This is a genomic window from Lentzea miocenica (assembly GCF_033949945.1).
In the GTDB taxonomy this organism is placed as follows: domain Bacteria; phylum Actinomycetota; class Actinomycetes; order Mycobacteriales; family Pseudonocardiaceae; genus Lentzea; species Lentzea miocenica.
This window is the reverse complement of sequence record NZ_JAXAVW010000036.1, coordinates 49,128-69,508: the sequence shown is the minus strand read 5'-3', so window position 1 is coordinate 69,508 and position 20,381 is coordinate 49,128. Positions and strand designations below refer to the sequence as shown.

22 protein-coding genes and 4 pseudogenes are annotated in these 20,381 nt (G+C 67.0%); 13 read left to right on the top strand and 13 right to left on the bottom strand.

Annotated features, from left to right (window positions below; translation table 11 throughout):
* Nucleotides 1-458: 458 nt before the first annotated feature.
* Nucleotides 459-881, bottom strand: a complete 423-nt coding sequence (locus SK803_RS35750) for a PPOX class F420-dependent oxidoreductase (RefSeq protein ID WP_319970610.1) — start codon at nucleotides 879-881, stop codon at nucleotides 459-461.
* Nucleotides 882-983: 102 nt separating this feature from the next.
* Between SK803_RS35750 and SK803_RS35745 the strand changes: the two genes are divergently transcribed.
* Both SK803_RS35745 and SK803_RS35740 read left to right on the top strand, forming a co-directional pair.
* A complete protein-coding gene (locus SK803_RS35745) occupies nucleotides 984-1,676 on the top strand; it encodes an SDR family NAD(P)-dependent oxidoreductase (protein WP_319970609.1) in 693 nt (230 codons plus the stop codon).
* Nucleotides 1,676-2,467: a helix-turn-helix transcriptional regulator gene (locus SK803_RS35740; RefSeq protein WP_319970665.1), complete on the top strand. Its 792-nt coding sequence runs from the start codon at nucleotides 1,676-1,678 to the stop codon at nucleotides 2,465-2,467. The genes SK803_RS35745 and SK803_RS35740 overlap by 1 nt, the downstream gene beginning before the upstream one ends.
* Before the next feature lie 250 nt (nucleotides 2,468-2,717).
* On the opposite strand, the pseudogene rnhA reads toward SK803_RS35740, so the two are convergent.
* From rnhA to SK803_RS35725, 3 genes and pseudogenes are all read right to left on the bottom strand, one after another.
* Nucleotides 2,718-3,155 (bottom strand): annotated as a pseudogene (gene rnhA, locus SK803_RS35735) (ribonuclease HI); the annotation flags it as partial.
* A gap of 11 nt (nucleotides 3,156-3,166) precedes the next feature.
* Nucleotides 3,167-3,544, bottom strand: a complete 378-nt coding sequence (locus SK803_RS35730) for a DUF1801 domain-containing protein (protein WP_319970608.1) — start codon at nucleotides 3,542-3,544, stop codon at nucleotides 3,167-3,169.
* Complete coding sequence (locus SK803_RS35725; RefSeq protein ID WP_319970607.1) at nucleotides 3,528-4,139, bottom strand: TetR/AcrR family transcriptional regulator; 612 nt, start codon at nucleotides 4,137-4,139, stop codon at nucleotides 3,528-3,530. The genes SK803_RS35730 and SK803_RS35725 overlap by 17 nt, the downstream gene beginning before the upstream one ends.
* A 61-nt stretch (nucleotides 4,140-4,200) precedes the next feature.
* Between SK803_RS35725 and SK803_RS35720 the strand changes: the two genes are divergently transcribed.
* Nucleotides 4,201-4,743, top strand: coding sequence for an NADPH-dependent FMN reductase (locus SK803_RS35720; RefSeq protein ID WP_319970606.1), 543 nt, complete (start codon nucleotides 4,201-4,203; stop codon nucleotides 4,741-4,743).
* Here SK803_RS35720 and SK803_RS35715 read toward each other — a convergent pair.
* The 3 genes from SK803_RS35715 to SK803_RS35705 form a co-directional block, all read right to left on the bottom strand.
* Nucleotides 4,740-5,390: a hypothetical protein gene (locus SK803_RS35715; protein WP_319970605.1), complete on the bottom strand. Its 651-nt coding sequence runs from the start codon at nucleotides 5,388-5,390 to the stop codon at nucleotides 4,740-4,742. The genes SK803_RS35720 and SK803_RS35715 overlap by 4 nt on opposite strands.
* A gap of 79 nt (nucleotides 5,391-5,469) precedes the next feature.
* Nucleotides 5,470-5,790: a hypothetical protein gene (locus SK803_RS35710; protein WP_319970604.1), complete on the bottom strand. Its 321-nt coding sequence runs from the start codon at nucleotides 5,788-5,790 to the stop codon at nucleotides 5,470-5,472.
* Nucleotides 5,787-6,740 (bottom strand): amidase, encoded by a 954-nt coding sequence (locus SK803_RS35705; protein WP_319970603.1) that lies wholly within the window; start codon nucleotides 6,738-6,740, stop codon nucleotides 5,787-5,789. Before SK803_RS35705 ends, SK803_RS35710 begins: the two co-directional genes overlap by 4 nt.
* 10 nt (nucleotides 6,741-6,750) lie before the next feature.
* Here SK803_RS35705 and SK803_RS35700 point away from each other — a divergent pair, with 10 nt between their 5' ends.
* Entirely contained in the window at nucleotides 6,751-7,326 is a 576-nt protein-coding gene (locus SK803_RS35700) for a DUF7711 family protein (protein ID WP_319970602.1), read from the top strand.
* Between the two features lie 4 nt (nucleotides 7,327-7,330).
* Here the strand turns inward: SK803_RS35700 and SK803_RS35695 are convergent.
* A pseudogene (locus SK803_RS35695) lies at nucleotides 7,331-7,545 on the bottom strand (MBL fold metallo-hydrolase); the annotation flags it as partial.
* A gap of 37 nt (nucleotides 7,546-7,582) precedes the next feature.
* Between SK803_RS35695 and SK803_RS35690 the strand changes: the two are divergent.
* Complete coding sequence (locus SK803_RS35690; protein WP_319970601.1) at nucleotides 7,583-7,861, top strand: type II toxin-antitoxin system Phd/YefM family antitoxin; 279 nt, start codon at nucleotides 7,583-7,585, stop codon at nucleotides 7,859-7,861.
* A complete protein-coding gene (locus SK803_RS35685; RefSeq protein WP_319970600.1) occupies nucleotides 7,854-8,258 on the top strand; it encodes a type II toxin-antitoxin system VapC family toxin in 405 nt (134 codons plus the stop codon). Before SK803_RS35690 ends, SK803_RS35685 begins: the two co-directional genes overlap by 8 nt.
* Nucleotides 8,259-8,299: 41 nt before the next feature.
* Here SK803_RS35685 and SK803_RS35680 read toward each other — a convergent pair.
* A pseudogene (locus SK803_RS35680) lies at nucleotides 8,300-8,491 on the bottom strand (MBL fold metallo-hydrolase); the annotation flags it as partial.
* A 36-nt stretch (nucleotides 8,492-8,527) separates the two neighbouring features.
* On the bottom strand, nucleotides 8,528-9,778 hold the full coding sequence (locus SK803_RS35675) for an ATP-binding protein (RefSeq protein ID WP_319970599.1): 1,251 nt from the start codon (nucleotides 9,776-9,778) through the stop codon (nucleotides 8,528-8,530).
* 335 nt (nucleotides 9,779-10,113) lie between these two features.
* On the opposite strand from SK803_RS35675, the gene SK803_RS35670 reads away from it, so the two are divergent.
* Nucleotides 10,114-10,455, top strand: coding sequence for a hypothetical protein (locus SK803_RS35670; protein WP_319970598.1), 342 nt, complete (start codon nucleotides 10,114-10,116; stop codon nucleotides 10,453-10,455).
* A 380-nt stretch (nucleotides 10,456-10,835) separates the two neighbouring features.
* On the opposite strand, the gene SK803_RS35665 is transcribed toward SK803_RS35670, so the two are convergent.
* Nucleotides 10,836-11,513, bottom strand: a complete 678-nt coding sequence (locus tag SK803_RS35665; protein ID WP_319970597.1) for an MBL fold metallo-hydrolase — start codon at nucleotides 11,511-11,513, stop codon at nucleotides 10,836-10,838.
* A gap of 139 nt (nucleotides 11,514-11,652) precedes the next feature.
* Here SK803_RS35665 and SK803_RS35660 point away from each other — a divergent pair.
* Nucleotides 11,653-12,612: pseudogene (locus tag SK803_RS35660) on the top strand (acyltransferase family protein); the annotation flags it as partial.
* A gap of 47 nt (nucleotides 12,613-12,659) precedes the next feature.
* Here SK803_RS35660 and SK803_RS35655 read toward each other — a convergent pair.
* A complete protein-coding gene (locus SK803_RS35655; RefSeq protein WP_319970596.1) occupies nucleotides 12,660-13,412 on the bottom strand; it encodes a maleylpyruvate isomerase family mycothiol-dependent enzyme in 753 nt (250 codons plus the stop codon).
* A 225-nt stretch (nucleotides 13,413-13,637) separates the two neighbouring features.
* Here SK803_RS35655 and uvrA point away from each other — a divergent pair, with 225 nt between their 5' ends.
* The 3 genes from uvrA to SK803_RS35640 all read left to right on the top strand — a co-directional run bounded on the left by uvrA (nucleotide 13,638) and on the right by SK803_RS35640 (nucleotide 17,299).
* Entirely contained in the window at nucleotides 13,638-16,517 is a 2,880-nt protein-coding gene (gene uvrA, locus SK803_RS35650) for an excinuclease ABC subunit UvrA (protein ID WP_319970595.1), read from the top strand.
* The gene (locus tag SK803_RS35645) at nucleotides 16,514-16,702 is read left to right on the top strand and encodes a hypothetical protein (protein WP_319970594.1); all 189 of its coding nucleotides are present in this window, start codon (nucleotides 16,514-16,516) and stop codon (nucleotides 16,700-16,702) included. Before uvrA ends, SK803_RS35645 begins: the two co-directional genes overlap by 4 nt.
* Nucleotides 16,703-16,831: 129 nt before the next feature.
* Nucleotides 16,832-17,299 (top strand): SRPBCC family protein, encoded by a 468-nt coding sequence (locus SK803_RS35640; protein WP_319970593.1) that lies wholly within the window; start codon nucleotides 16,832-16,834, stop codon nucleotides 17,297-17,299.
* Here the strand turns inward: SK803_RS35640 and SK803_RS35635 are convergent.
* A complete protein-coding gene (locus SK803_RS35635) occupies nucleotides 17,296-17,892 on the bottom strand; it encodes a TetR/AcrR family transcriptional regulator (protein ID WP_319970592.1) in 597 nt (198 codons plus the stop codon). The genes SK803_RS35640 and SK803_RS35635 overlap by 4 nt on opposite strands.
* 75 nt (nucleotides 17,893-17,967) lie before the next feature.
* Between SK803_RS35635 and SK803_RS35630 the strand changes: the two genes are divergently transcribed.
* Nucleotides 17,968-19,119, top strand: a complete 1,152-nt coding sequence (locus SK803_RS35630; protein WP_319970591.1) for an FAD-dependent oxidoreductase — start codon at nucleotides 17,968-17,970, stop codon at nucleotides 19,117-19,119.
* 70 nt (nucleotides 19,120-19,189) lie between these two features.
* The gene (locus SK803_RS35625) at nucleotides 19,190-20,347 is read left to right on the top strand and encodes a hypothetical protein (RefSeq protein WP_319970590.1); all 1,158 of its coding nucleotides are present in this window, start codon (nucleotides 19,190-19,192) and stop codon (nucleotides 20,345-20,347) included.
* The last annotated feature ends 34 nt before the right edge of the window (nucleotides 20,348-20,381 follow it).

The window sequence follows — 20,381 nt, the reverse complement described above, 5'->3', positions numbered from 1 at the left end:
AAGCGTGCGCGGGGTCGCCGCGTGGCCGGTTTGGCAGGCCTGCGAGCTGCGGCTGGGAGGTTGACTCGCCGAAGCGTTCGACGTCTTCGGGCGTGTTTCGCCGATCGTCGTGTCCGCGCGCTCAGGCCTGAGTTCGTCGTCGCGGCGGCCGACAACTGGAGTCTGCGAGCTCGTTGATCTCGTGATGTGCACGGCTTCACCACATGGGCGACAACTCGGCCCGCTGGTGTGCGTTGCGTCCTGGCTCGCGCCCGGAGGCCGGGTTCGTTGCGAGTTTCGGCGTATCCGGCGCGCGCCGCGGCGACGGGATCCGTTGGGCCGTGCACTGGTCAACGTATTGCGCGAGAGACGCATCGCCGACGGCAACGGCCGGGTCAGCCTCGGCTGCCGTTCGCCTACCTGGGCGCAGACGACCGGGCCGGCCCGAACTGCACGGGCCAGCCCGCTGTCCACTCGTACTACGAGCCCTGCTGAACCCAGGGGCCGACACCGGCCACGCGGTCGACCTTGATGCGCGTCACGAAGCCGGGAGGCGGGTTGTCCATCGGCGGGAACTTCACGTCCGGACCGAGGTAGGTGTGCGCGAGGCGTTGGAGCAACTCCGGCGCCCCGCCCTCGGTGATGCGCGCGGTGCCGTAGACGACGAGGTACTCCTGCAGACCGTGGTCGTTGATGTTGGGCGTTTCGACGGACAGCACCACACGGCCGTCGTTGCGGATGTTGCGGACCTTCTGGTGTTGGGCCAGGTGGCCGGAGACGATCTCGTCGCCGTCCAGGCCCACCCAGACGATGGTGACCTGCGGGGCGCCGTCCTGGCCGAGTGTCACTAGGTGGCCGAGCGCGTTGGACTCCAGCACCGCCCTGGCGGATTCGGGAAGCATGACGAGGACGCTACGCCGGTTCGGGCGGGTCAGCCTGGTCTCGGCAGACCCAGGAAACGGCGGGTCTGGTTCGGGGGCCGGGATCGGCCGAGTCTTGGCGGCATGAAGACGTTTCTGATCACGGGTGGCGGTAGCGGTATCGGGCTGGCGACGGCGCGGGTGCTGGTCGACGAGGGCGCGCGGGTGGTGGTGGCCGGGCGTTCGGAGGAGCGGTTGGCGTTGGCGCGCAAGGAGCTCGGTGTCGAGACCGTGGTCGCGGACGTGTCGAGGGTGGCCGATGTCGAGGCGCTGGCCGAGCGGGTGGGGGAGGTCGACGGGGTCTTCGCGAACGCCGGGGTCGGGGTCTTCACCGAGTTCGCGAAGGTCACCGAGGACGACGTGGATCGGGTGCTGGCGACGAACTTCAAGGGCGTGTACTTCACGGTGCAGCGCGTGCGCTTGAGGCCTGGTGCGTCGGTGGTGCTCAACGCGTCGTGGACGGTGCACCGCGGGTTTGCCGGTGCGTCGCTTTACACCGCCAGCAAGGCGGCGGTGCACAGCTTGGCGCGCACACTCGGTGCGGAGATGCCGGGGGTTCGGGTCAACACGGTGAGTCCTGGGTACATCGCGACGGACATGTTCCGGGAGAACGTGGAGGACGACGAGCCGTTCCGCCGTCAGGTGCCGATGGGGCGACTTGGTGCGCCGGAGGACGTGGCGCACGTGGTGGCGTTCTTGCTTTCTGACCGTGCGGCTTATGTGACGGGGCAGGACTTCGTGGTCGACGGCGGCCTGGTCGGAGCCATCCCGGCATGATGGGGACCGTGAGCGAGTTGGGGGAGTTTCTGCGCGCCCGCCGGGCGGCACTGGATCCGCCGGAGCGGGCGTCCCGGCGGCGCGTTCCGGGGCTGCGCCGCGAGGAGCTGGCGCAGCTGGCCGGGATCAGCGTCGACTACTACACGCGCATGGAACAGGGGCGTGCGTCGAACGCGTCCGACTCGATCCTGGACGCGTTGGCACAGGCGCTCGGCCTGGACGGTGCTGAGCGCACGCACCTGTACCGGCTGGCGCGGCCCACGCGTGTGGAGTCGCCGTCGGAGGAGGTGCGGCCGGCGTTGCGGTGGCTGCTCGACGCGCTGCACGGCGTGCCGGCGATGGTCCTCGGCCGGCGGCTCGACGTGCTGGCGTGGAACCCGCTCGCTGCGGCGCTGGTGACGGACTTCCGCGAGCAGCCGAACATGGTGCGGTACATGTTCACCGACCCGGCCGCACGGGAGCTGTTCCCCGGCTGGACGGACTGCGCGCGCGAGAACGTCGGCTACCTGCGTGCGGACTACGGCGTGCATCCCGACGACCCGGCGCTGCTCGCGCTGGTCGAGGAGATGTCCGGGAGGTCGCCGTTGTTCCGCTCGTTGTGGGCGGAACATCCGGTGCGCGAGCGGGAGCCCATGTTCAAGCGCATGAACCACCCGCAACTCGGTCCGCTGGAGCTGGCCGTGGAGACGTTGACCTCGGACGCGGGGCAGGCGTTGGTGACCTATGTGGCCGCGCCTGGTAGTCCGTCGGAGGAGGCCTTGCGACTGCTGGCTTCTCTAGCCGTTACGTGAACAGCTCCAGTGAGTGCTGGTGGTGTTCGCACCGGCCGCCGCCGGTCGCGATCGTGCAGGGCATGCCCTTCTTGGTGAGGGCACCGCACTGCAACGCCGGGTCGTGGATGTGACACAGCCCGTTCGCCCCAGCCGTGATCGGGCACGGCGTGCCCTTCTTCGTGGGCGCGCCACACGGTTCGCCGCTCAGCTCACGCGGTTGCCTCGGCTTCGTCGCCTTTTTGGTTTTCGCTTGGGGCTGAATGATTTCCCGCCCCGTCACCTCCTCCACGCCGCGCACCGCCAGACGGTCCGCGCGCTCGTTCTCCGGATGGCCCGCATGGCCCTTCACCCAGTGCCACTCCACCTCGTGCCTGTTGGCAGCTTCTTCCAGGCGGCGCCACAGGTCGGCGTTCTTGACCGGCTCACGTGCCTTCGTGAGCCAGCCGTTCGCCTTCCACCCGTGCACCCATGAGGTGATTCCGTTGCGGACGTAGGTGCTGTCTGTGTAGAGGTCCACGGTGGACGGCCGGGTGAGGCTCTCCAACGCCATGATGGGAGCCATCAGTTCCATGCGGTTGTTCGTCGTAGGGCCGATGTCACCGCCGTACATGTCCTTCTCGTGCTCGCCGTAGCGCAACACAGCACCCCAGCCGCCCGGACCGGGATTGGGGCTGCACGCACCGTCGGTGTAGATCTCGACCGCCATGCTTGATGAGGCTACCGACGGGGTCCGACACTCTTTCGGCGGCGGTTGTTCGCGATGATGTGGCGGAACATCTCGACCAGCGCCGGCGCGTTGATCGGCTGGTCGCGGTACACGGAGATCATGCGGGCCGTCTTGTTGCCGTGGCCGCTCGTGATGATGTTCTGCGGGTCCGGCACGATCGCCTTGTCGTAGAGCATCACGTTCACGTGGTCCTTGGTGCCGAGCAACGCGCAGATGTTGCCGTCGAGCACGAAGTACGGCCGGTTCGTGAACTTGATCGTCTCCTCGACGTCCTGGTCGGCCTCGTGGACGAGCCTGCGGACCTCGCGGCAGATGTCCTGCTGCCACTCGGGCAGCCCGGCGATGTAGTCGTCAACGCGTGTGTCCATGACCCTGTGTCGCAGCTCCTTCCGCGTTCTCGACATCGTGCCCGTGCAGAAATACCCGGACGCCCGCCGCGATGTCGTCTTCGTCCGGACGGGTGCCTCTGATGCTGGGCTCGCCCGTCAGCGTGAGCAACATCAGGTGCACCGCCGCGCGCTTCGGATCCTTGAACCCGAGCTTCCCGAGTTCCGCCGCGAGGGCGCGCTTCACCCTGCGCGGCCCCGTCTCCTGCCACGCCTCGATGGCCTCGGCGGGGATGTGACCGAGTTCGGCGTTGATCTGCCGGACCAGCGCGAAGTGCTCGGCGTGCCCGATCTCGGCGCCCATCGCCCTGCCGAACGCGACGAGGTCCTGCTCCAGGTCGGTGACCCGGTGGAAGTGCCGCTCGATGATCGCGATCTGGTCCCGCGCCGCGTCGTCCGCGCTGGCCTGGATGACGTTGCGGAAGAGGTCGGCCTTGTCCGCGAAGTGGTTGTACAGCGTGCGCGTCGAGACCTCGGCCTCCTTCGCGATGCCGTCGATGCTCGCGCGCGAGTACCCGTCCCTCGCGAACACGCTCAACGCCCCGCGCAGGATCGCCTGCCGCTTGTCCGGTCGCATGACGCGAGCTTAGTACAACGGCCGTTGCACTAAGTACTACGAGCGTTGTACTTTGGCTGGCATGCGAATCGCAGTGATCTTGGGGAGCACGCGTCCTGGCCGTCGTTCCGAGGCCGTGGCGCAGTGGGTCGTGAACGTCGCCAACGCTCGTGACGACGCATCGTTCGACCTCGTCGACCTGGCGGAGTTCGATCTGCCGATGCTCGACGAACCGATGCCCGCGATCGTCGGTCAGTACCAGCACGCACACACGAGAGAGTGGGCGTCGCGCATCGCGTCGTACGACGGTTTTGTGTTCGTCACGCCCGAGTACAACCACTCTTTCTCTGCTGCGCTGAAGAACGCCATCGACTACCTGTACGCGGAGTGGAACGACAAGGCGGCCGGGTTCGTGGGGATCGGCGGCACCGGTGGCCTGCGCGCGGTGGAGCAGCTTCGGCTCGTGCTGGCGGAACTGAAGGTGGCGACCGTGCGCACTCAGGTCGCGTTCGCGCGTGGTGATCTGCAAGGGGAGCCGCAACATCACGACACGCTCAACGTGATGCTCGACGAACTGGTGGCGTGGGCGTCGGCGCTCAGGTCGGTGCGCTCGGTCGCGGCCTAACGCGGCAGCCAGCTCGCCATGTCGGCGGCCGCGTCCAGCACCTCACCGCTGACCTGACCGGACGCGGACTCCGTCTCGGCGATCACGACGGTGCTGCCGTCCGTTCGGGACTGGTAGTGCAGGCCGGTGAACCTGATGTCCGCCATGTCCAGCAACGGCGTGGCGAGCGGGGTGATGTCGCCCGTGCCGTGCACGTCGATCAGCTTCTTGAACTCGCCGGCGTCGCGGCGGTTCCGGAAGCCGACCCACGCCACGGACACGACGGCGACGTTGCCCTGGTCGTCGCCGATCGCGAACAGGGTGCGGTCGAGGGACTTGCACGGGTTGCGTGCGAAGTGGTCTCGCACCTGACCGAACGAATGTGTGAGGCACTCCAACGCCGGCTTGGCCGTGCGCTTGAGAGTGCGCATCTTCACCTGACGCCACGCGCCGTCCGCGTCGCCGCTGCGGGCCGACTTCCTGCCTTCGGACTTGGCCTTGGTGAGGTTCGTTCCGGCGGACTCGACCGAGGTCGCGCCGCTTCCCAGCGACAGCCCGCCGCCGCCCGCGGCGACCGACACCGCCAGCACCCCCGCGGCCAACACGGCGCCGGCCTTGCCCGCACCTGGGTCCGACCCGCCTCCAGCACCACCGATTCGTCGCGCCATTCGTGGCCTCCTCGAGCGACGAGGACACCGCAAGCGACGTGGCCGCCGAGGTGGATTGGGATCAAATCACTCGTTCGGGTCAGTTCAGCCGCTCCGGCTCGGTGCGGACCGGCGGAATGACCTCCATGACGTGTCTGAGCACCTCGAGCGGCAGATCGGCAGGGAAGACCGGCATGTACTCGCTGTAGATCTCCACCGCCGTCCCGTCCTCCGCGTAGAGGTCGGGGTGCGCGCCGACGTTGAAGAACGTCATGCCGTCGCGGTGGTGCACGACCTCGACGGAGACGTCGTCGTCGAACCGGACCACGATCGAGGCACCGGGCAGGAGCGTGTACTGGTTGGCCCAGGGTTCGAAGCACAACCAGAGCGACTGTTGTTCCGCTCGCACAACGAGGTTCATGGGCGTGAGGGTGCAACCTCCACCGCACTGGAGGTCAACACCGCGCGAGCCGCGGCCACCAGATCCGCTTCCCGCCCGTGTCGTGCCACGGCCTGCAGCCCGACCGGCAGGCCGTCGGAGTCGAACCCCGCCGGGATGCTGATCGCCGGATGTCCGCTGAGGTTGAACGCCCAGGTCAGCGAGGTGTTGATGCGCGCGCCCGGCCCGTCGTGGCCGTGCGGTGGGCCGGGCGTCGTCGGGGTGAGCAACAGGTCCGTGGTCTCGAACAACGCGTCCAGCGCGGGATTCGGGCCGCAGCGGCCGGCGAACCAGTCGTCGGCGGGATCTCGCAGCACCAGATCAACCGGTCGTGGCCGCAATGGAGCGGCCGCGCGCCAGGCGATCTCCGCCTGCTCGTCGTCCACCGCGGCAAAGCCCAGGTCGGATGACCACACCGCGGTGGGCGAGCTGACCTCGGACGTGCCCAGGTAGATCGCGAGCAGCGACGGATCGCGGGTGAACACGCCGACCGCGGCCCGTTCCGACGAGGTGGTCTTCAGGCCGAGCACGCCGCACCACGCGGCCGGGACGCGGATCGAGCCCGCGCCGTCGACGCCCGTCGCCAGCGGCACCACGCCGGACGCGACGGCCACGGCGGAACCGGCCGAGGAGCCGCCGGGCGTGCGGGCGAGGTTCCACGGGTTGCGTGTGACGCCACGAGAGTTGCGGCCCCACGTCTGCCAGGGAGTGGTGCCATCGGGCGTGGTGGTCAGACCGATGGGCACGCAGCCGAGAGCCATCAACGACGAACGGTGGCTGCGGCGCTCGCCTCGCTTCACCGCGATGGGCAGCCCGGCGAGCGGCAGGGACGGGTCGGCCGGCGCGAACCAGCGGTACACCTCGTGGAAGGCACACAGGACAGGTTCGAGCTGGTCCAGCCGCGCCAACGCCTCCGCCACCCGGTCAGGCATGATCCACCCCGTGAAATGGACTCGCGCTGTGCACCACCTGGCTGAGCTCGCTGAGAAGTGCGGCGAGCTGCCGGCCTCGTTCTTCCGGTTCCAGGTGGTCGAGCTGTGGGTCTTCGGCGATCTGCTGGACGTGCCCCGCGACCTCGACGTCATCGAGGTCGCGCTGGTCACCGACCTGCCGGTGGAAGAGGTGCCGTGGCTCACCGAGCCGGTCGGCGCCGAGCACTGGGCGAACTCGACGAGGCTGTCGCGCAATCCGTTCGAGGCGCGGTGGCGGTCCAAGGACGCGCCCGTGTGGAACCACCGCATCGAACGGCCCGCGCTGATCTGGAGCGCGGCCGACGGCATCAACGAGGAAGCACTCGTGGCGGTCAGCGACGGCACGGCCGAGCTGGTCAGGCAGGCCGCGCCGTCGCCGGAAGAGCTGGCCGCGCGGGTCGCGGACGAGCTCGTGGTGAGCCTCGCCGCGCTCAGGCAGGCGAACCAGGCCTACACCGACCGCCGCTGGAGCCCCGGCAAGCTCACTCCGCAGTCGGACGCCCTGTGGCGCACGACCACCGGTTACCTGGACCTGTTGGACGCCTGAGCCGTCACCAGCCGCGGGCGCGCCACTCCGCGAGGGACGGGCGTTCCTTGCCGAGCGTCGAGTCGTCGCCGTGGCCCGGTAGAACCAGGTGTCGTCGGGCGGGACGGCGAAGATCCGGTCCTCGACGTTGTTGATCAGCGAGGCGAAGTTGTCGGCCGACGTGGTCTCTCCCACCCCCGGAAAGAGTGAATCACGCGAGCGGTGAACAAATCCAGCTGGCGTAGCCCGGCGGGCTACATGGCGCTACGCTCGTGGTGTGAAGGTCATCAGCCAGCGGGAGTTCCGCAACCACTCCGCAGCCGTCATGGACGCGGTGGAGGCGGGCGAGACGTACCACGTGACGCGCAACGGCGTTGAGGTCGCCGAACTCCGGCCCTTGGCTCGCCGCCGCCGGCTCACCGCCGAGGAACTCGTCGAACGGCACAGGACTCTGCCTCGGGTCGACCACGCCGGCATGCGCCGGGAAGCCGACGAGTTCTTCGGCGACGAAGACCGCGTGGGCGACTTCGACCCGTGGGAGCGCAGTCGTGGCTGAACGACCCGAGTCCGGAGTGCTCGACACGTGCGCGTACATCGACCTCGGGCTTCTGGACTCTGCCGCGCTGCCGGAGATACCCGAGCTCACTGCGGTCACGATGGCTGAGTTGCACCAGGGCGTGGCGATGGCGAAGGACGCGGCGGTCAGAGCCGCGCGCACGGAGAAGCTGGGCGCCGCGATTGTGGACTTCGAGCCGTTGCCCTTCGACGGTCAGGCCGCCGCGCGCTACGGAACGCTGGTCGCACTGACCATGGCGGCGAACCAGGCTCCGAAGCCGCGGCGGATGGACCTGATGATCGCAGCCATCGCGTCATCACGCGGGCTGCCGCTGTACACGCGGAACGCCGATGACTTCAAAGGCCTCGACGGCATGATCACGATCTTCGAGGTCTGATCGTGCGGGGAGCCCGCATCGGGTTCCCCGCAGGCCCGAACTCACCAGCCGCGGGCGCGCCACTCCGCGAGGGACGGGCGTTCCTTGCCGAGCGTCGAGTCGTCGCCGTGACCCGGGTAGAACCAGGTGTCGTCGGGCAGGACGGCGAAGATCCGGTCCTCGACGTCGTTGATCAGCGAGGCGAAGTCTTCGGCCGGCGTGGTCTTTCCCACACCCCCCGGAAAGAGTGAATCACACTAGCGGTGAACATCGGTATCACCGCATATGCCCTACGGGGCGAGTCGCCAGAGTGCGTCAAGTGGCAGGGCCCTGATCTTCTCGCCGAATGGCAGGGTCTGGTGGCCGGCGTAGAGCACATATCCAGCGACGAACCGATCTCCCAAGTGGTTGGCCAGATTTCGCAGGCCGGTGAGGTCCTCAGTGCGCACCGTCGCCCCGGCTTTGACCTCAACCCCGATCACTCGGCCGTCGGGTGTCTCGATGACAGCGTCAACCTCCTGCTTCTCCTTGGTGCGGTAGTGATAAAGCCGTCCACGCTCCTCGGACCATGTGAGTTGGCGAGCGAGTTCCATGACTACGAAGTTCTCCATCATGGATCCTGCGGCTCCGCCCGGCTCACCGAGTCGTACAGGATCTTGACCGATGAGGTGACACGCGATCCCGGTGTCCACGAACGCAAGTTTGGGTGTGCCCACGGCACGGCGTGTCTGACCGGATGACCATGCGGGGATGCTCTTGATGAGAAAGACCGACGCCAGCAACTCCAGATAGCGGATCAGAGTGGTTCGCGGGATACCGGATTGAGAAGCAAGAACGGTCGGCTCCAGTAGGCCGCCGGCGCGCCCGGCCAGCAGGGCGACCAGTTTGAGCAAGTCGCCTCGGCGCTCGATGCTCGCGAGCTCCAGGACGTCACGTTCGATCAAGGTGGACAGGTAGGAGTCGAAGAATGCGGTGCGGCGGCGTGGGGTGCGACGCCTGGCTTCCGGGAAGCCGCCGACGACGAGGCGTTCGAGGTAGTCGCGGCGCCGCAGTTCCGATGAGTGGTTGATCCGAGGGCCATGCTGGAACGCGGCATCTACGAATCGGTCAGGAGATCCATGCATCTCTCCCTGGGAGAATGGCCATAGCTCGATTACCTCCATGCGTCCGGGTAGTGCGTCCGGGAGGGTTCGCATGGCCAGGATCCGTGATGAGCCCGTCAGGAGGTAGCGGCCTGAAGTGGGATCCAGATCCACGGACACCTTGATCGGCTGCAGAAGCTCCGGAACCAGCTGGATCTCGTCGATGACCATGAGACTGTCGTGCTCGACGAACCCGGTGGGATCGTCCTTGGCGGCACGTAGCGTCGCCGGGTCGTCGAGAAGACGTAGCACTGTGGGCTGACGATCTGTGGCGAGCCTGGTCAGCGTGCTCTTGCCCACCTGTCGAGCACCGTTGACCAGGACAACACGTGTGTCCTCGAGCGCTTCATGAACCAGCGACTCGGCGCGACGGGGGACCAGGCGGGACGTGTCAGGCATGGACCCAGTGTGCCGTACAAGCAAGATCAGTGGTCATCTGGCCATATAAGAGTGGTCATCTAGTCGGTATCAATGTGGTTATCTGGACGCTATAGCGATGGCCTCCCGGTCAGCTCCCTTCGTCCAGGGGGTTGGAGCGTTGAGGACGTCTGCAACTCACGTCCCGGATGGGTGTGCGATCGGATGTCGGCCCGTTCTGGCCCTCGATTCACAGCGAGGCCGCAGGGGTGGACACGTGGTCCTTTGCGGGTCAGTGGTCGCGTTCGCGCCACTCCGTCAGATGCGGCCACCGCGCCCCGATCGTCGAGCCGTCACCCTGACCGAGGTAGAACCAGGTGAACCGGACATCCGGCGGCTCAGGTAACCAAAAAATTGCTGATCTTGTACGACGCGTAGTTCCTGACAGCTACTTCTTGATGATCAAGGTGATGGTCGCAGCGACGGCGGACGCGAAACTTCCCACTGCTCCGACGGTTGCCGCCTGTGCGCCGATGGTCGACCATGAGCGTCGGCACAGATCCGCCCACTTCTGGCGCCTGAAGATCATCTTCAATTTTTCCCACTTGTGCTTCCTGATCCAGCATCCGATCAAGAGTCCATGTGCGTTGTTGCTGCACGGGTTTCCGTTGGTGCTGTTCGGTGCCATGCACCACATCGGGGCTGCGAACAGCATGTAAAGAAATGACAAGCTGGATAGGATCAAGATCACCAATAGATTGGTGTCATTGCTGGTCCAGACATATACCGCGGCGGCCAAGACCAGGTATCCCCAGAAGCGCCACAGTGCCTTCTTTGCCCTGCTTCCTGTTCTCCCCATCGGCAGGAAACTACTTGTCTGCGCGATGACGCAGTACGGCCAGTCGAGTGCTCTGTCAGCTCATTCGGGTGTCTTGGGATTCAACACAAGAACACTGGTCTCACGTGCAACAGCAGTCGCGGCCTACGGTACGACTCGGCTGCGTCGTGCGGTCATGCACGAACGGCGCTAAGACCACCTTCGCCGCGTCAACTTCGTCGTTCATGCTCAATTGGCGAAGGTGGTCATAACGCACACGTGTCACCAGCCGCGAGCGCGCCACTCGGCTAGCGCCGGGCGTTCCTTGCCCAGCGTCGAGTCGTCGCCGTGGCCGGGGTAGAACCAGGTGTCGTCGGGCAGGACGGCGAAGATCCGGTCCTCGACGTCGTTGATCAGCGAGGCGAAGTTGTCGGCCGACGTGGTCTTTCCCACACCCCCCGGAAAGAGTGAATCTCCGGTGAAGAGGTGCGGGTGGCCCGTCGGGTCGTCGTAGACGACCGCGATGGAGCCTGGGGTGTGGCCGCGCAGGTGGATGATCGACAACGGGACTTCGCCCACGTTGATGGTGTCGCCGTGGTCCACCAGGAGGTCCGGTGGGACGGGGAGGACGGGGGCGTCCAGTTCGTGCGCGACGGTGTTCGCGCCGTGGGCGCCGGCGAGCGCGCCGAGTGCCTGCCAGTGATCGGCGTGCTGGTGCGTTGTCACGATCGTGCGCAGGCGCGGGCGGTTGGGGATGTGGCCGAACAGGTCGGAGAGGCGCTCGTAGTCGTTGGCCGCGTCGATGAGCAACGCCTCGTTCGTGGACCGGCATACGAGCAGGTAGGCGTTGTTGTCCATCGGCCCGACGGAGATCTTCGTGATGGTCAGCGCGTCCAGGGTGCGGCGGGCGGCCGGGCCCTCCGGATCGACGTGACCGGTGTAGTTCTCTAGTACGTCCACGGTGGCAGACGGTAGTCGCTCAAAGCGGCGAGGCGCACACCTTCAGGTTGCATACAGGTCTCACTCATAGGGTAAGTAAGGATCAAGCTCCTACCCTCCGAGTACGCCGAATGAACCAACGAACAGGTCCCCGCCTCTCGTGATTCCAGCGCAACGACAAAAGCCCCGGACTGCCCGCAGGGTCAGCTGGGACGTCCTTCGCGTCGTCGCCATCGGGTGCGTGTTGCTCCACCACGCCACGCTCACGAGCGTCAGCAGCCACCCCGATCTCGGGCCGCTGCCGTTCGCCTTCCCGATGTCGATGGGCGCCAGCACGCTGATGGTCGTCTCCGCCTTCTTCGCGTGCGCCTCGCTCAACAGCGGCAAACCGGGGCAGTTCCTGTGGAGAAGACTCGCGCGTCTGCTGCCGGCGTACATGGCTGCGGTGCTGCTCACATATGCGGTCCAACGGTGGATCGCGCCGGAGGGGTGGAGTCAGCTCGACGGCCGTGACGTCGTCTACAACCTGCTGCTGATCAACCAGTGGATGCCGGACGTCAACATCGTCGACTTCGCGTACTGGACCGTGCCGGTGCAGATCGCGGCGTTCATCGCGGGGGCGGTGCTCGTGAAGCACCTAAGAGGTGCGAAGCTCCGGGTCTTCCTGTGGGCGCTCATCGTCACGCCGCTGCTGCTGCGGCCGTTGCTCGACCACTCGCACACGCTGTTCGTCGTCTACAACGGGTTCGCGCTGCACAGGGCGCAGTTGTTCGCGGCCGGCATCGCGATCTGGCTGTGGCACAAGGACCGGCTGAAGATCCCGCACTTGGTCGCGCTGCTCGTCGCCACCCTTGTGGCCCAGGCGATTCACACGACCGAGTACGGTTCGACGCTCGGCTTCGCCGTGCTGCTGCTCATGGTGTGCGCGGCGGCCGCTGGGCCCGACTGGGTGTTCTTCAACCCGATCGCCAAGCCGGTCACGTGGCTCGCCGGCATCTCGTACGGGGTCTACCTCGTGCACCAGCAGATCGGCACGGTGGTGATGGACCGCATGCACGCCGTTGGGCTGCGGTCCTGGTGGCTGCTCGCCGGGTTCGTCACCTCGGCGCTGGTGCTCGGCTGGCTGATGACGAAGTTCGTCGAACAGCCCGCGTACCGGTTGCTGACTCAGATCCAGTCGGGCAGTTCCGGCAGCTCACCGCGCAGGTCGCCGCCGTCGGTCCTGCCGGTCAGCCACCCGAGGACGGCGCTCGCCGACCCGCTCACCGAGTTGCGGCTGGTCGGCCCGTTGACGGTCCAGATGCGCTGAGAGCCGTCGGGCAGGGTCACCTCGATGCTGAACGGGTCGACCCTGCCCTCGAACTGCTCGACGGCGTCGTCGAGGAACTCCTCCACGAAGTCGGCCGGCAGGTCGCCGAACCCCACACCGGCGTTCAGGTCGATGAGGTGGATCCAGATCTCACGCAGGCGGAACAGCGGCACGGTGGACGCCGGAATCGACTGGCCCTTGGGTGCCGTGACCTCGGAACGCCACGCATGAGCGGGAAACTCGCGGCACGCGGCGTCGAACCGCTGGCACGCGGAGTCGAGATCGGCCTTGATCACCTGGAGGATGCGGCGCGAACCCTCCTCGATGTCCGCGTCACGGTCCGCGCGCGAGGCGTACGCCTGGTGCTCGACCCCGGTCTTGGCCCAGGTGAGCAGGTTCACCAGCGCGTCGGCGTTGCGCGCGAGGTGGGTGATGACGTGTCCGCGGGACCAGCCGGGCAGCAGGCTCGCGCCGCGCATCGCGGCCTCGTCCAGTTCCTCGACGGTCTCGTACAGCACGTCCGTCGCTTCGCGCACCGCGTTGATGTGCCGGTCGGGCACCCCTCGCGGTGCAGGTACGGACGTGTGCTGCGTGGACGGCGTGTAGGTCATGTGCTGCCTCTCCCCGACGTTGAGGCTCTGATCGAAGTGACCAGACTAGTGAGTAACACCTGCTCAGGGGAATGCGGTAGCGGCCAGAACCGTTTTTGTCAGGGGTGGGACCTAGCATGGTCGGCGGGTCGGTCGCAGCCTCCGAATTGATGCTAGTACTCTTCGAACGCTTGTTCGGGAGAGTGTGGCGTGAGTGACCCGCCGATCACAGCCGAAGGGACCCCAGTGGCAGACCGTCTTGTTGTTCGCGGCGCCCGCGAGCACAACCTGCGCGGCGTGGATATCGACCTGCCGCGGGACAGCTTGATCGTTTTCACGGGGCTGTCCGGCTCCGGCAAGTCGAGTCTCGCGTTCGACACGATCTTCGCAGAGGGCCAGCGCCGCTACGTCGAGTCGCTCTCGGCGTACGCGCGCCAGTTCCTCGGGCAGATGGACAAGCCCGACGTCGACTTCATCGAGGGCCTGTCGCCCGCGGTGTCGATCGACCAGAAGTCGACGTCGCGCAACCCGCGGTCGACCGTCGGCACCATCACCGAGGTCTACGACTACCTGCGCCTGCTCTACGCGCGCGCCGGCAAGCCGCACTGCCCGCAGTGCGGTGAGGCGATCGGCAAGCAGACGCCGCAGGAGATCGTCGACCAGGTGCTCGCGATGGAGCAGGGCACCAAGTTCCAGGTGCTCGCGCCGGTCATCCGCGGCCGCAAGGGCGAGTACGTCGATCTTTTCCAGAACCTGCAGTCGCAGGGCTACTCGCGCGCGAAGGTCGACGGTGTCGTCTACGCGCTGGGCGAGGTGCCCAAGCTCAAGAAGCAGGAGAAGCACCACATCGCGGTCGTCATCGACCGGCTGAGCGTCAAGGCGTCGTCCAAGCAGCGCCTCACCGACTCGGTCGAGACGGCGCTGCGGCTGGCGGACGGCCTGGTCGAGCTCGAGTTCGTGGACCTCCCGGAGACGGACCCGAAGCGGATCAGGGGTTTCTCCGAGAACCTGGCGTGCCCCAACGGCCACCCGCTCGCGATCGAGGACCTGGAGCCGCGGTCGTTCTCCTTCAACTCGCCGTACGGCGCGTGCGTGGTCTGCACGGGCATCGGCGTGCGCAAGGAGGTCGACCCGGAGCTCGTCGTGCCGGACGACGAGATGACGCTCGAAGAGGGCGCCATCGCGCCGTGGGCCGGCGGGCAGACCGCCGAGTACTTCACCCGCCTGCTGCAGTCGCTCGGCGAGACCATCGGCTTCCGCATGGACCAGCAGTGGCGGTTGCTGCCCGCCAAGGCGCAGAAGGCGATCCTGCACGGCATCGACGAGCAGGTGCACGTCCGCTACAAGAACCGCTACGGCCGTGAGCGCTCCTACTACGCCAACTTCGAGGGCGTCATCCCGTTCCTCGAACGGCGCCAGGAGCAGACCGAGTCCGAGTACATGCGGGAGAAGTACGAGGGCTACATGCGCGAGGTCCCGTGCCCCGCGTGTTCCGGCACCCGCCTCAAACCCGAGATCCTCGCCGTCACGCTGCACCACGGCAAAAAGGGCGACAGGTCCATCGCCGAGGTCTGCGCGATGAGCGTCTCGGAGTGCTCCGACTTCCTCGACGGCCTCAAGCTCGGCAAGCGCGAGTCGATGATCGCGGGCGCGGTGCTCAAGGAGATCCAGGCCCGCCTGCACTTCCTGCTCGACGTCGGCCTCGACTACCTGTCGCTCGACCGCGCCTCCGGCACCCTGTCCGGCGGCGAGGCGCAGCGCATCCGGCTCGCCACGCAGATCGGCTCCGGCCTGGTCGGTGTGCTGTACGTGCTGGACGAGCCGTCGATCGGCCTGCACCAGCGCGACAACCACCGGCTGATCGAGACGCTCACGAGGCTGCGCAACCTGGGCAACACGCTGATCGTCGTCGAGCACGACGAGGACACGATCCGCAACTCGGACTGGGTCGTCGACATCGGCCCCGGCGCCGGTGAGCACGGCGGCAAGGTCGTGCACAGCGGCCCGTACAAGAAGCTGCTCACGAACAAGGAGTCGATCACCGGCGCGTACCTGTCGGGGCGCAAGTCGATCCCGATGCCCGCCAAGCGCCGCAAGATCGACAAGAAGCGCCAGCTGACGGTCGTCGGCGCCCGCGAGCACAACCTGCGCGGCATCGACGTGTCGTTCCCGCTCGGCACGCTCACGTCGGTCACGGGCGTGTCCGGCTCCGGCAAGTCGACGCTGGTCAACGACATCCTGGCCACGGTGCTCGCGAACAAGCTCAACGGCGCACGTCAGGTGCCGGGCCGCCACACCCGGATCAACGGCCTGAACGAGGTCGACAAGCTGGTGCGGGTCGACCAGTCGCCGATCGGCCGCACCCCGCGGTCGAACCCGGCCACCTACACGGGCGTGTTCGACCACGTCCGCAAGCTCTTCGCGGCGACGACCGAGGCGAAGGTCCGCGGCTACCAGCCGGGCCGGTTCTCGTTCAACGTCAAGGGCGGCCGCTGCGAGGCGTGCGCGGGCGACGGCACGATCAAGATCGAGATGAACTTCCTCCCGGACGTCTATGTCCCCTGCGAGGTGTGCAAGGGCGCGCGGTACAACCGCGAGACCCTCGAGGTGCACTACAAGGGCAAGACGATCTCCGAGGTCCTCGACATGCCGATCGAGGAAGCGGCCACGTTCTTCGAGCCGATCAACGCCATCCACCGCCACCTGCGCACGCTCGTCGACGTGGGTCTCGGCTACGTCCGGCTGGGTCAGCCCGCGCCGACGTTGTCCGGTGGTGAGGCGCAGCGCGTGAAGCTCGCGTCGGAGCTGCAGAAGCGGTCGACCGGCAAGACCGTCTACATCCTCGACGAGCCCACGACGGGCCTGCACTTCGAGGACATCCGCAAGCTGCTGGGCGTGATCAACGGCCTGGTGGACAAGGGCAACACCGTCATCGTGATCGAGCACAACCTCGACGTCATCAAGACGTCCGACTGGGTCGTCGACATGGGTCCCGAAGGGGGCTCCGGCGGCGGTATGGTCATTGCAGAGGGCACACCCGAGCAGGTCTCCGAGGTCGAGAAGAGCTACACGGGGCAGTTCTTGCTGCAGGTGCTCGAGAACGAGGAGGTGTCAGCGGCCGGGTGATGATCCCACTCGACGCCCTGGCCGCCCGCGAGCGCGCTGTTCAGGCGTCGCGTGGCGAGCCCCTGGCGGCGTACCCCTTCAACCTCGTAGAGGTGCTCGACGCGTCGGAGCTGTCACTCCGGCGGGTCGCGGCTGTCAGCTGGATGCGGGTCCTGGAACGGTTCCCGCGCCTCAGCGGCAAGTGAACACGGCCGGCCTGGTGAGACGCTCAAGTCTCACTTGAGCCGTATTACACGCCGTGAGGAATTCCCGGTTCGGTGTGACTTTTGTCGAGAACCTGTCACTCGAACGAGGTATCCGGGATGATGGCGGCCGTGTCACTCAACCGCTATCGCTTCCGCAGCGTGTGGCACGTGGACGCGTGTCCGGACGATGTGTACGAGGTGCTGTCCGACATCGCGAACTACCCGCTGTGGTGGCACGAGATCCGGAAAGCCACCAAGATCGACGACGAGACCGGCGAGCTCCGGTGTCGATCGTTTCTGCCCTTCGACCTCGTGGTCCAGGTCAAGCACAGCATCAGGAACCAGCAGGCAGGCCTGCTGCGGGCGACGTTGTCCGGCGATCTCGAAGGCTTTGCGAGCTGGGAGATCACCGGTCGTGACGGCGGCACGGACCTGATGTTCGACCAGGAGGTAGTGGTCAACAAGGCGCTGCTCAGGCGCCTGGTGCTGATCGCCAAGCCGTTCTTCCGGGGCAACCACGACCTGATGATGCGGGGCGGCTTCAAGGGGCTGAAGCAGGTCCTCGAGGCGAAAACGGCCAGCCGCCGCGACTCCTAGCCGCGACCGGACAGGTGGCGCACCAGCAGGGCCAGCTGGGCCGCGTACTTCTCGGCGAACTCAGGCGTGGCCGGGTCCTCGCCGGTGATCTGGCTCGCCGTCTGCCGCAGGGTCAACGGCGCCGCGGCCGCCGCCATCAGCGCCAGCAGCAGTAGGCCGGGGTCCAGGTCCGCGGGCAGTTCACCGGCGGCCTGACGCTCCCGCATCTGGTCGACCTGGGCGCGCAGGAACGCCTCGTCGGTGGGCGGGCTGTCGCCTGCCAGATTCGACCACGCCCACAGCCGGCCGTGATCGGTCATCGTCGTCGCCACGAAGCTCGCCAGCACCTCGTCCAGCGGCTGGTCCTGGCTCGCCATCTCGGCCGCGGAGCTGTGCCAGCTCGTCGCGAGCTCCTTGTACAGGCCTTCCTTGCCGCCGAAGTAGTACGAGATCAGCTGCTTGTTCACGCCCGCCCGCGCCGCGATGTCCGTCGTGCGCGTGGCCGCGTACCCCTTCGCGCCGAACTCCGCCGCCGCCGCCTCGACGATGCGGGCCCGCGTGCGTTCCGGGTCGCGCTTGCGTTCCGAGGCGCTGGGAGAGCGGCGTTGATCCACGGCGTCACGGTAGCCGACGGGCTGTTTTCAACCAACAGGTTGACTTAATCAACCAAGCGGTTGAAACTCGGTGGCATGAGAATCGCAGTCGTTGGTGGGGGAATCGGCGGGCTGTGCCTGGCGCACGGGTTGCGCAAGGCCGGCGTGGAGGTGGCGGTGTACGAGCGCGAGCTCTCGCGCACGGACCGCCTGCAGGGGTACCGGGTGCACATCAACCCGCGCGGTGCCGCTGCCTTGAGAGAGTGTTTACCTGTGGCGAACTGGGAGAAGTTCGAGCAGAGCGCGGGATCGAGCGACAACGGGTTCGGCTTCCTGACCGAACAGCTCAAGCCTCTGCTCGTGCTCGATCCGGAGGAGGAGAAGCACTACTCCGCCAGCCGGATCACACTCCGGCAGGTGCTGCTCGACGGTCTGGACGTGCAGTTCGGCAAACGGTTCGAGCGCTACGAAAACAACGGCGCCATCACCCTGCACTTCGAGGACGGCACCACCGCCGAAGCCGACGTGCTCGTCGGCGCGGACGGCATCCAGTCGCGGGTGCGCAGGCAGTACCTGCCGCACGCGGGCACCGAGGAGGTCGGGGTCACCGCGGTCGCGGGCAAGCTCTTCCTCGACGACCACGACTGGATTCCGCGGAGCCTGCTCATCAGGGCCAACTCGATCATCCCGACCAGCAGGTGCGGCATGTTCCTGGCGGCTCACGACGGACTGGGTCACACGGACCACGACGGCCTGTTGTTCGACAACGTGCGTCCGTACCTGATGTGGGCGTACGCGGCGAGAGATCTCGACGTGCACAACGGGTTGCAGGCGGAGGTGCTGAGGCGGATCGCCGGGTGGAGTCCTGACCTGCGCAGGGTGGTCGAGTCGTCGCCTCCGGAGACGGTCAGTCAGTGGCACATCAGGTCCTCGAAGCCGATCGAACGGTGGGAGAGCACGAACGTCACGTTGCTCGGTGACGCCATCCACGCGATGACGCCGATGCGCGGAATCGGCGCGAACGTCGCATTGCGCGACGCGCAGCTGCTCGCGCGGTGCCTCGTCGAGGGTGGTGACGCGATCGCCCGATATGAGGCGGAGATGTACGACTACGGGTTCGCGGCGGTGCGCGACTCGCTGCGCGCTGCCAGGCAGTTCGCGGAGGGCGGCCCGGTCGCGCGGACGCTGTTCCGCACGGTGCTCAGGACGGCGGCCGCGGTGCCGGCGTTGAAGCGCGCGATGTTCTGAAAAAAGATTGAACCGTTCTGGCTCGCTCTACGTGTGAGAGGCGTTGCACGGCACGAGCCAGGAGGTTGGGATGATCCGCAAGAGCGTCGCAGTGATCGCACTGGGGTTGATCTCGCTGACCGCCTGCACCGGTACGCCGGAGAGCAAGCCGGTCGCGCAACAGCAACAGGAAAGCGTTGTGGCGCTGAAGGTCGCCGAGATCGAGGACCTCGGTCCGGTCGTCACGGACGTCAAGGGCTTCACGCTCTACCGCTTCGACGGCGACAAGCCGAACGAGTCCACTTGCGACGGTGAGTGCGCCGCGACCTGGCCGCCCGCGACCGTCACCGACGAGAACTTCACGGTGGAGGGCGTCGACGAGGTAGGCAGCATCGTTCGCAAGGACGGCAGCCGCCAGCTCACCGTCGACGGCATGCCGCAGTACCGGTTCTCCAAGGACGGCAAGCCCGGCGAGACCAAAGGACAGGGCTTGCAGGGCAAGTGGTTCGCCACGGGCAAGAGCGGCGAACGCACTCAGCTCGCCGCGAGGACGGGTGTCATCACCGGTCTCGGTGCGGTGCTGACGAACAACGCCGGCCTCACGCTCTACCGGTTCGACGGCGACACGGCCCAGCCGCCGGTGTCCAATTGCGACGGTGGATGCGCCGAGAGCTGGCCGCCGGTGTACGTGGAGGGCGAACAGCCGCGGGTGAAGGGCATCGACCCGAAGCTGCTCGGGACGATCACCCGCAAGGACGGCAAGAAGCAGCTCACGATCGCGAACTGGCCGCAGTACACGTTCAAGAACGACACCAAGCCCGGTGAGGCAAAGGGTGTCACGGTGCCGAAGTGGTTCGCCACGGCCACCGATGGCAAGAAAGCCCAGCAGAACAAGGCGATCGCGCTCACCAGCGCGACCGTCGCGGACCTCGGCGTCATCGCGACCGACTCCGACGGCATGACGCTCTACCGGTTCGACAACGACTCCGCGGAACCGCCCACGAGCAACTGCTCCGGCGACTGCGCGGTGCAATGGCCGCCCGCTTACGTCAGCGAGGGTTTCCAGGTGCAGGGCGTGGACGCCTCGCTCGTGGGGACGATCGAGCGGGACGGGAAGAAACAGCTCACCATCGCCGGATGGCCGCAGTACCGCTTCTCAGGTGACAAGGTCTGCGGTGAAGCCAACGGGCAGGGCGTTGGTGGCAAGTGGTGGGCTACCAAGGCCGACGGAAGTCGCGCCGGCCAGTAACAGGGGAGAGGAAGGCCCCGGCGGGAGTTTCCCG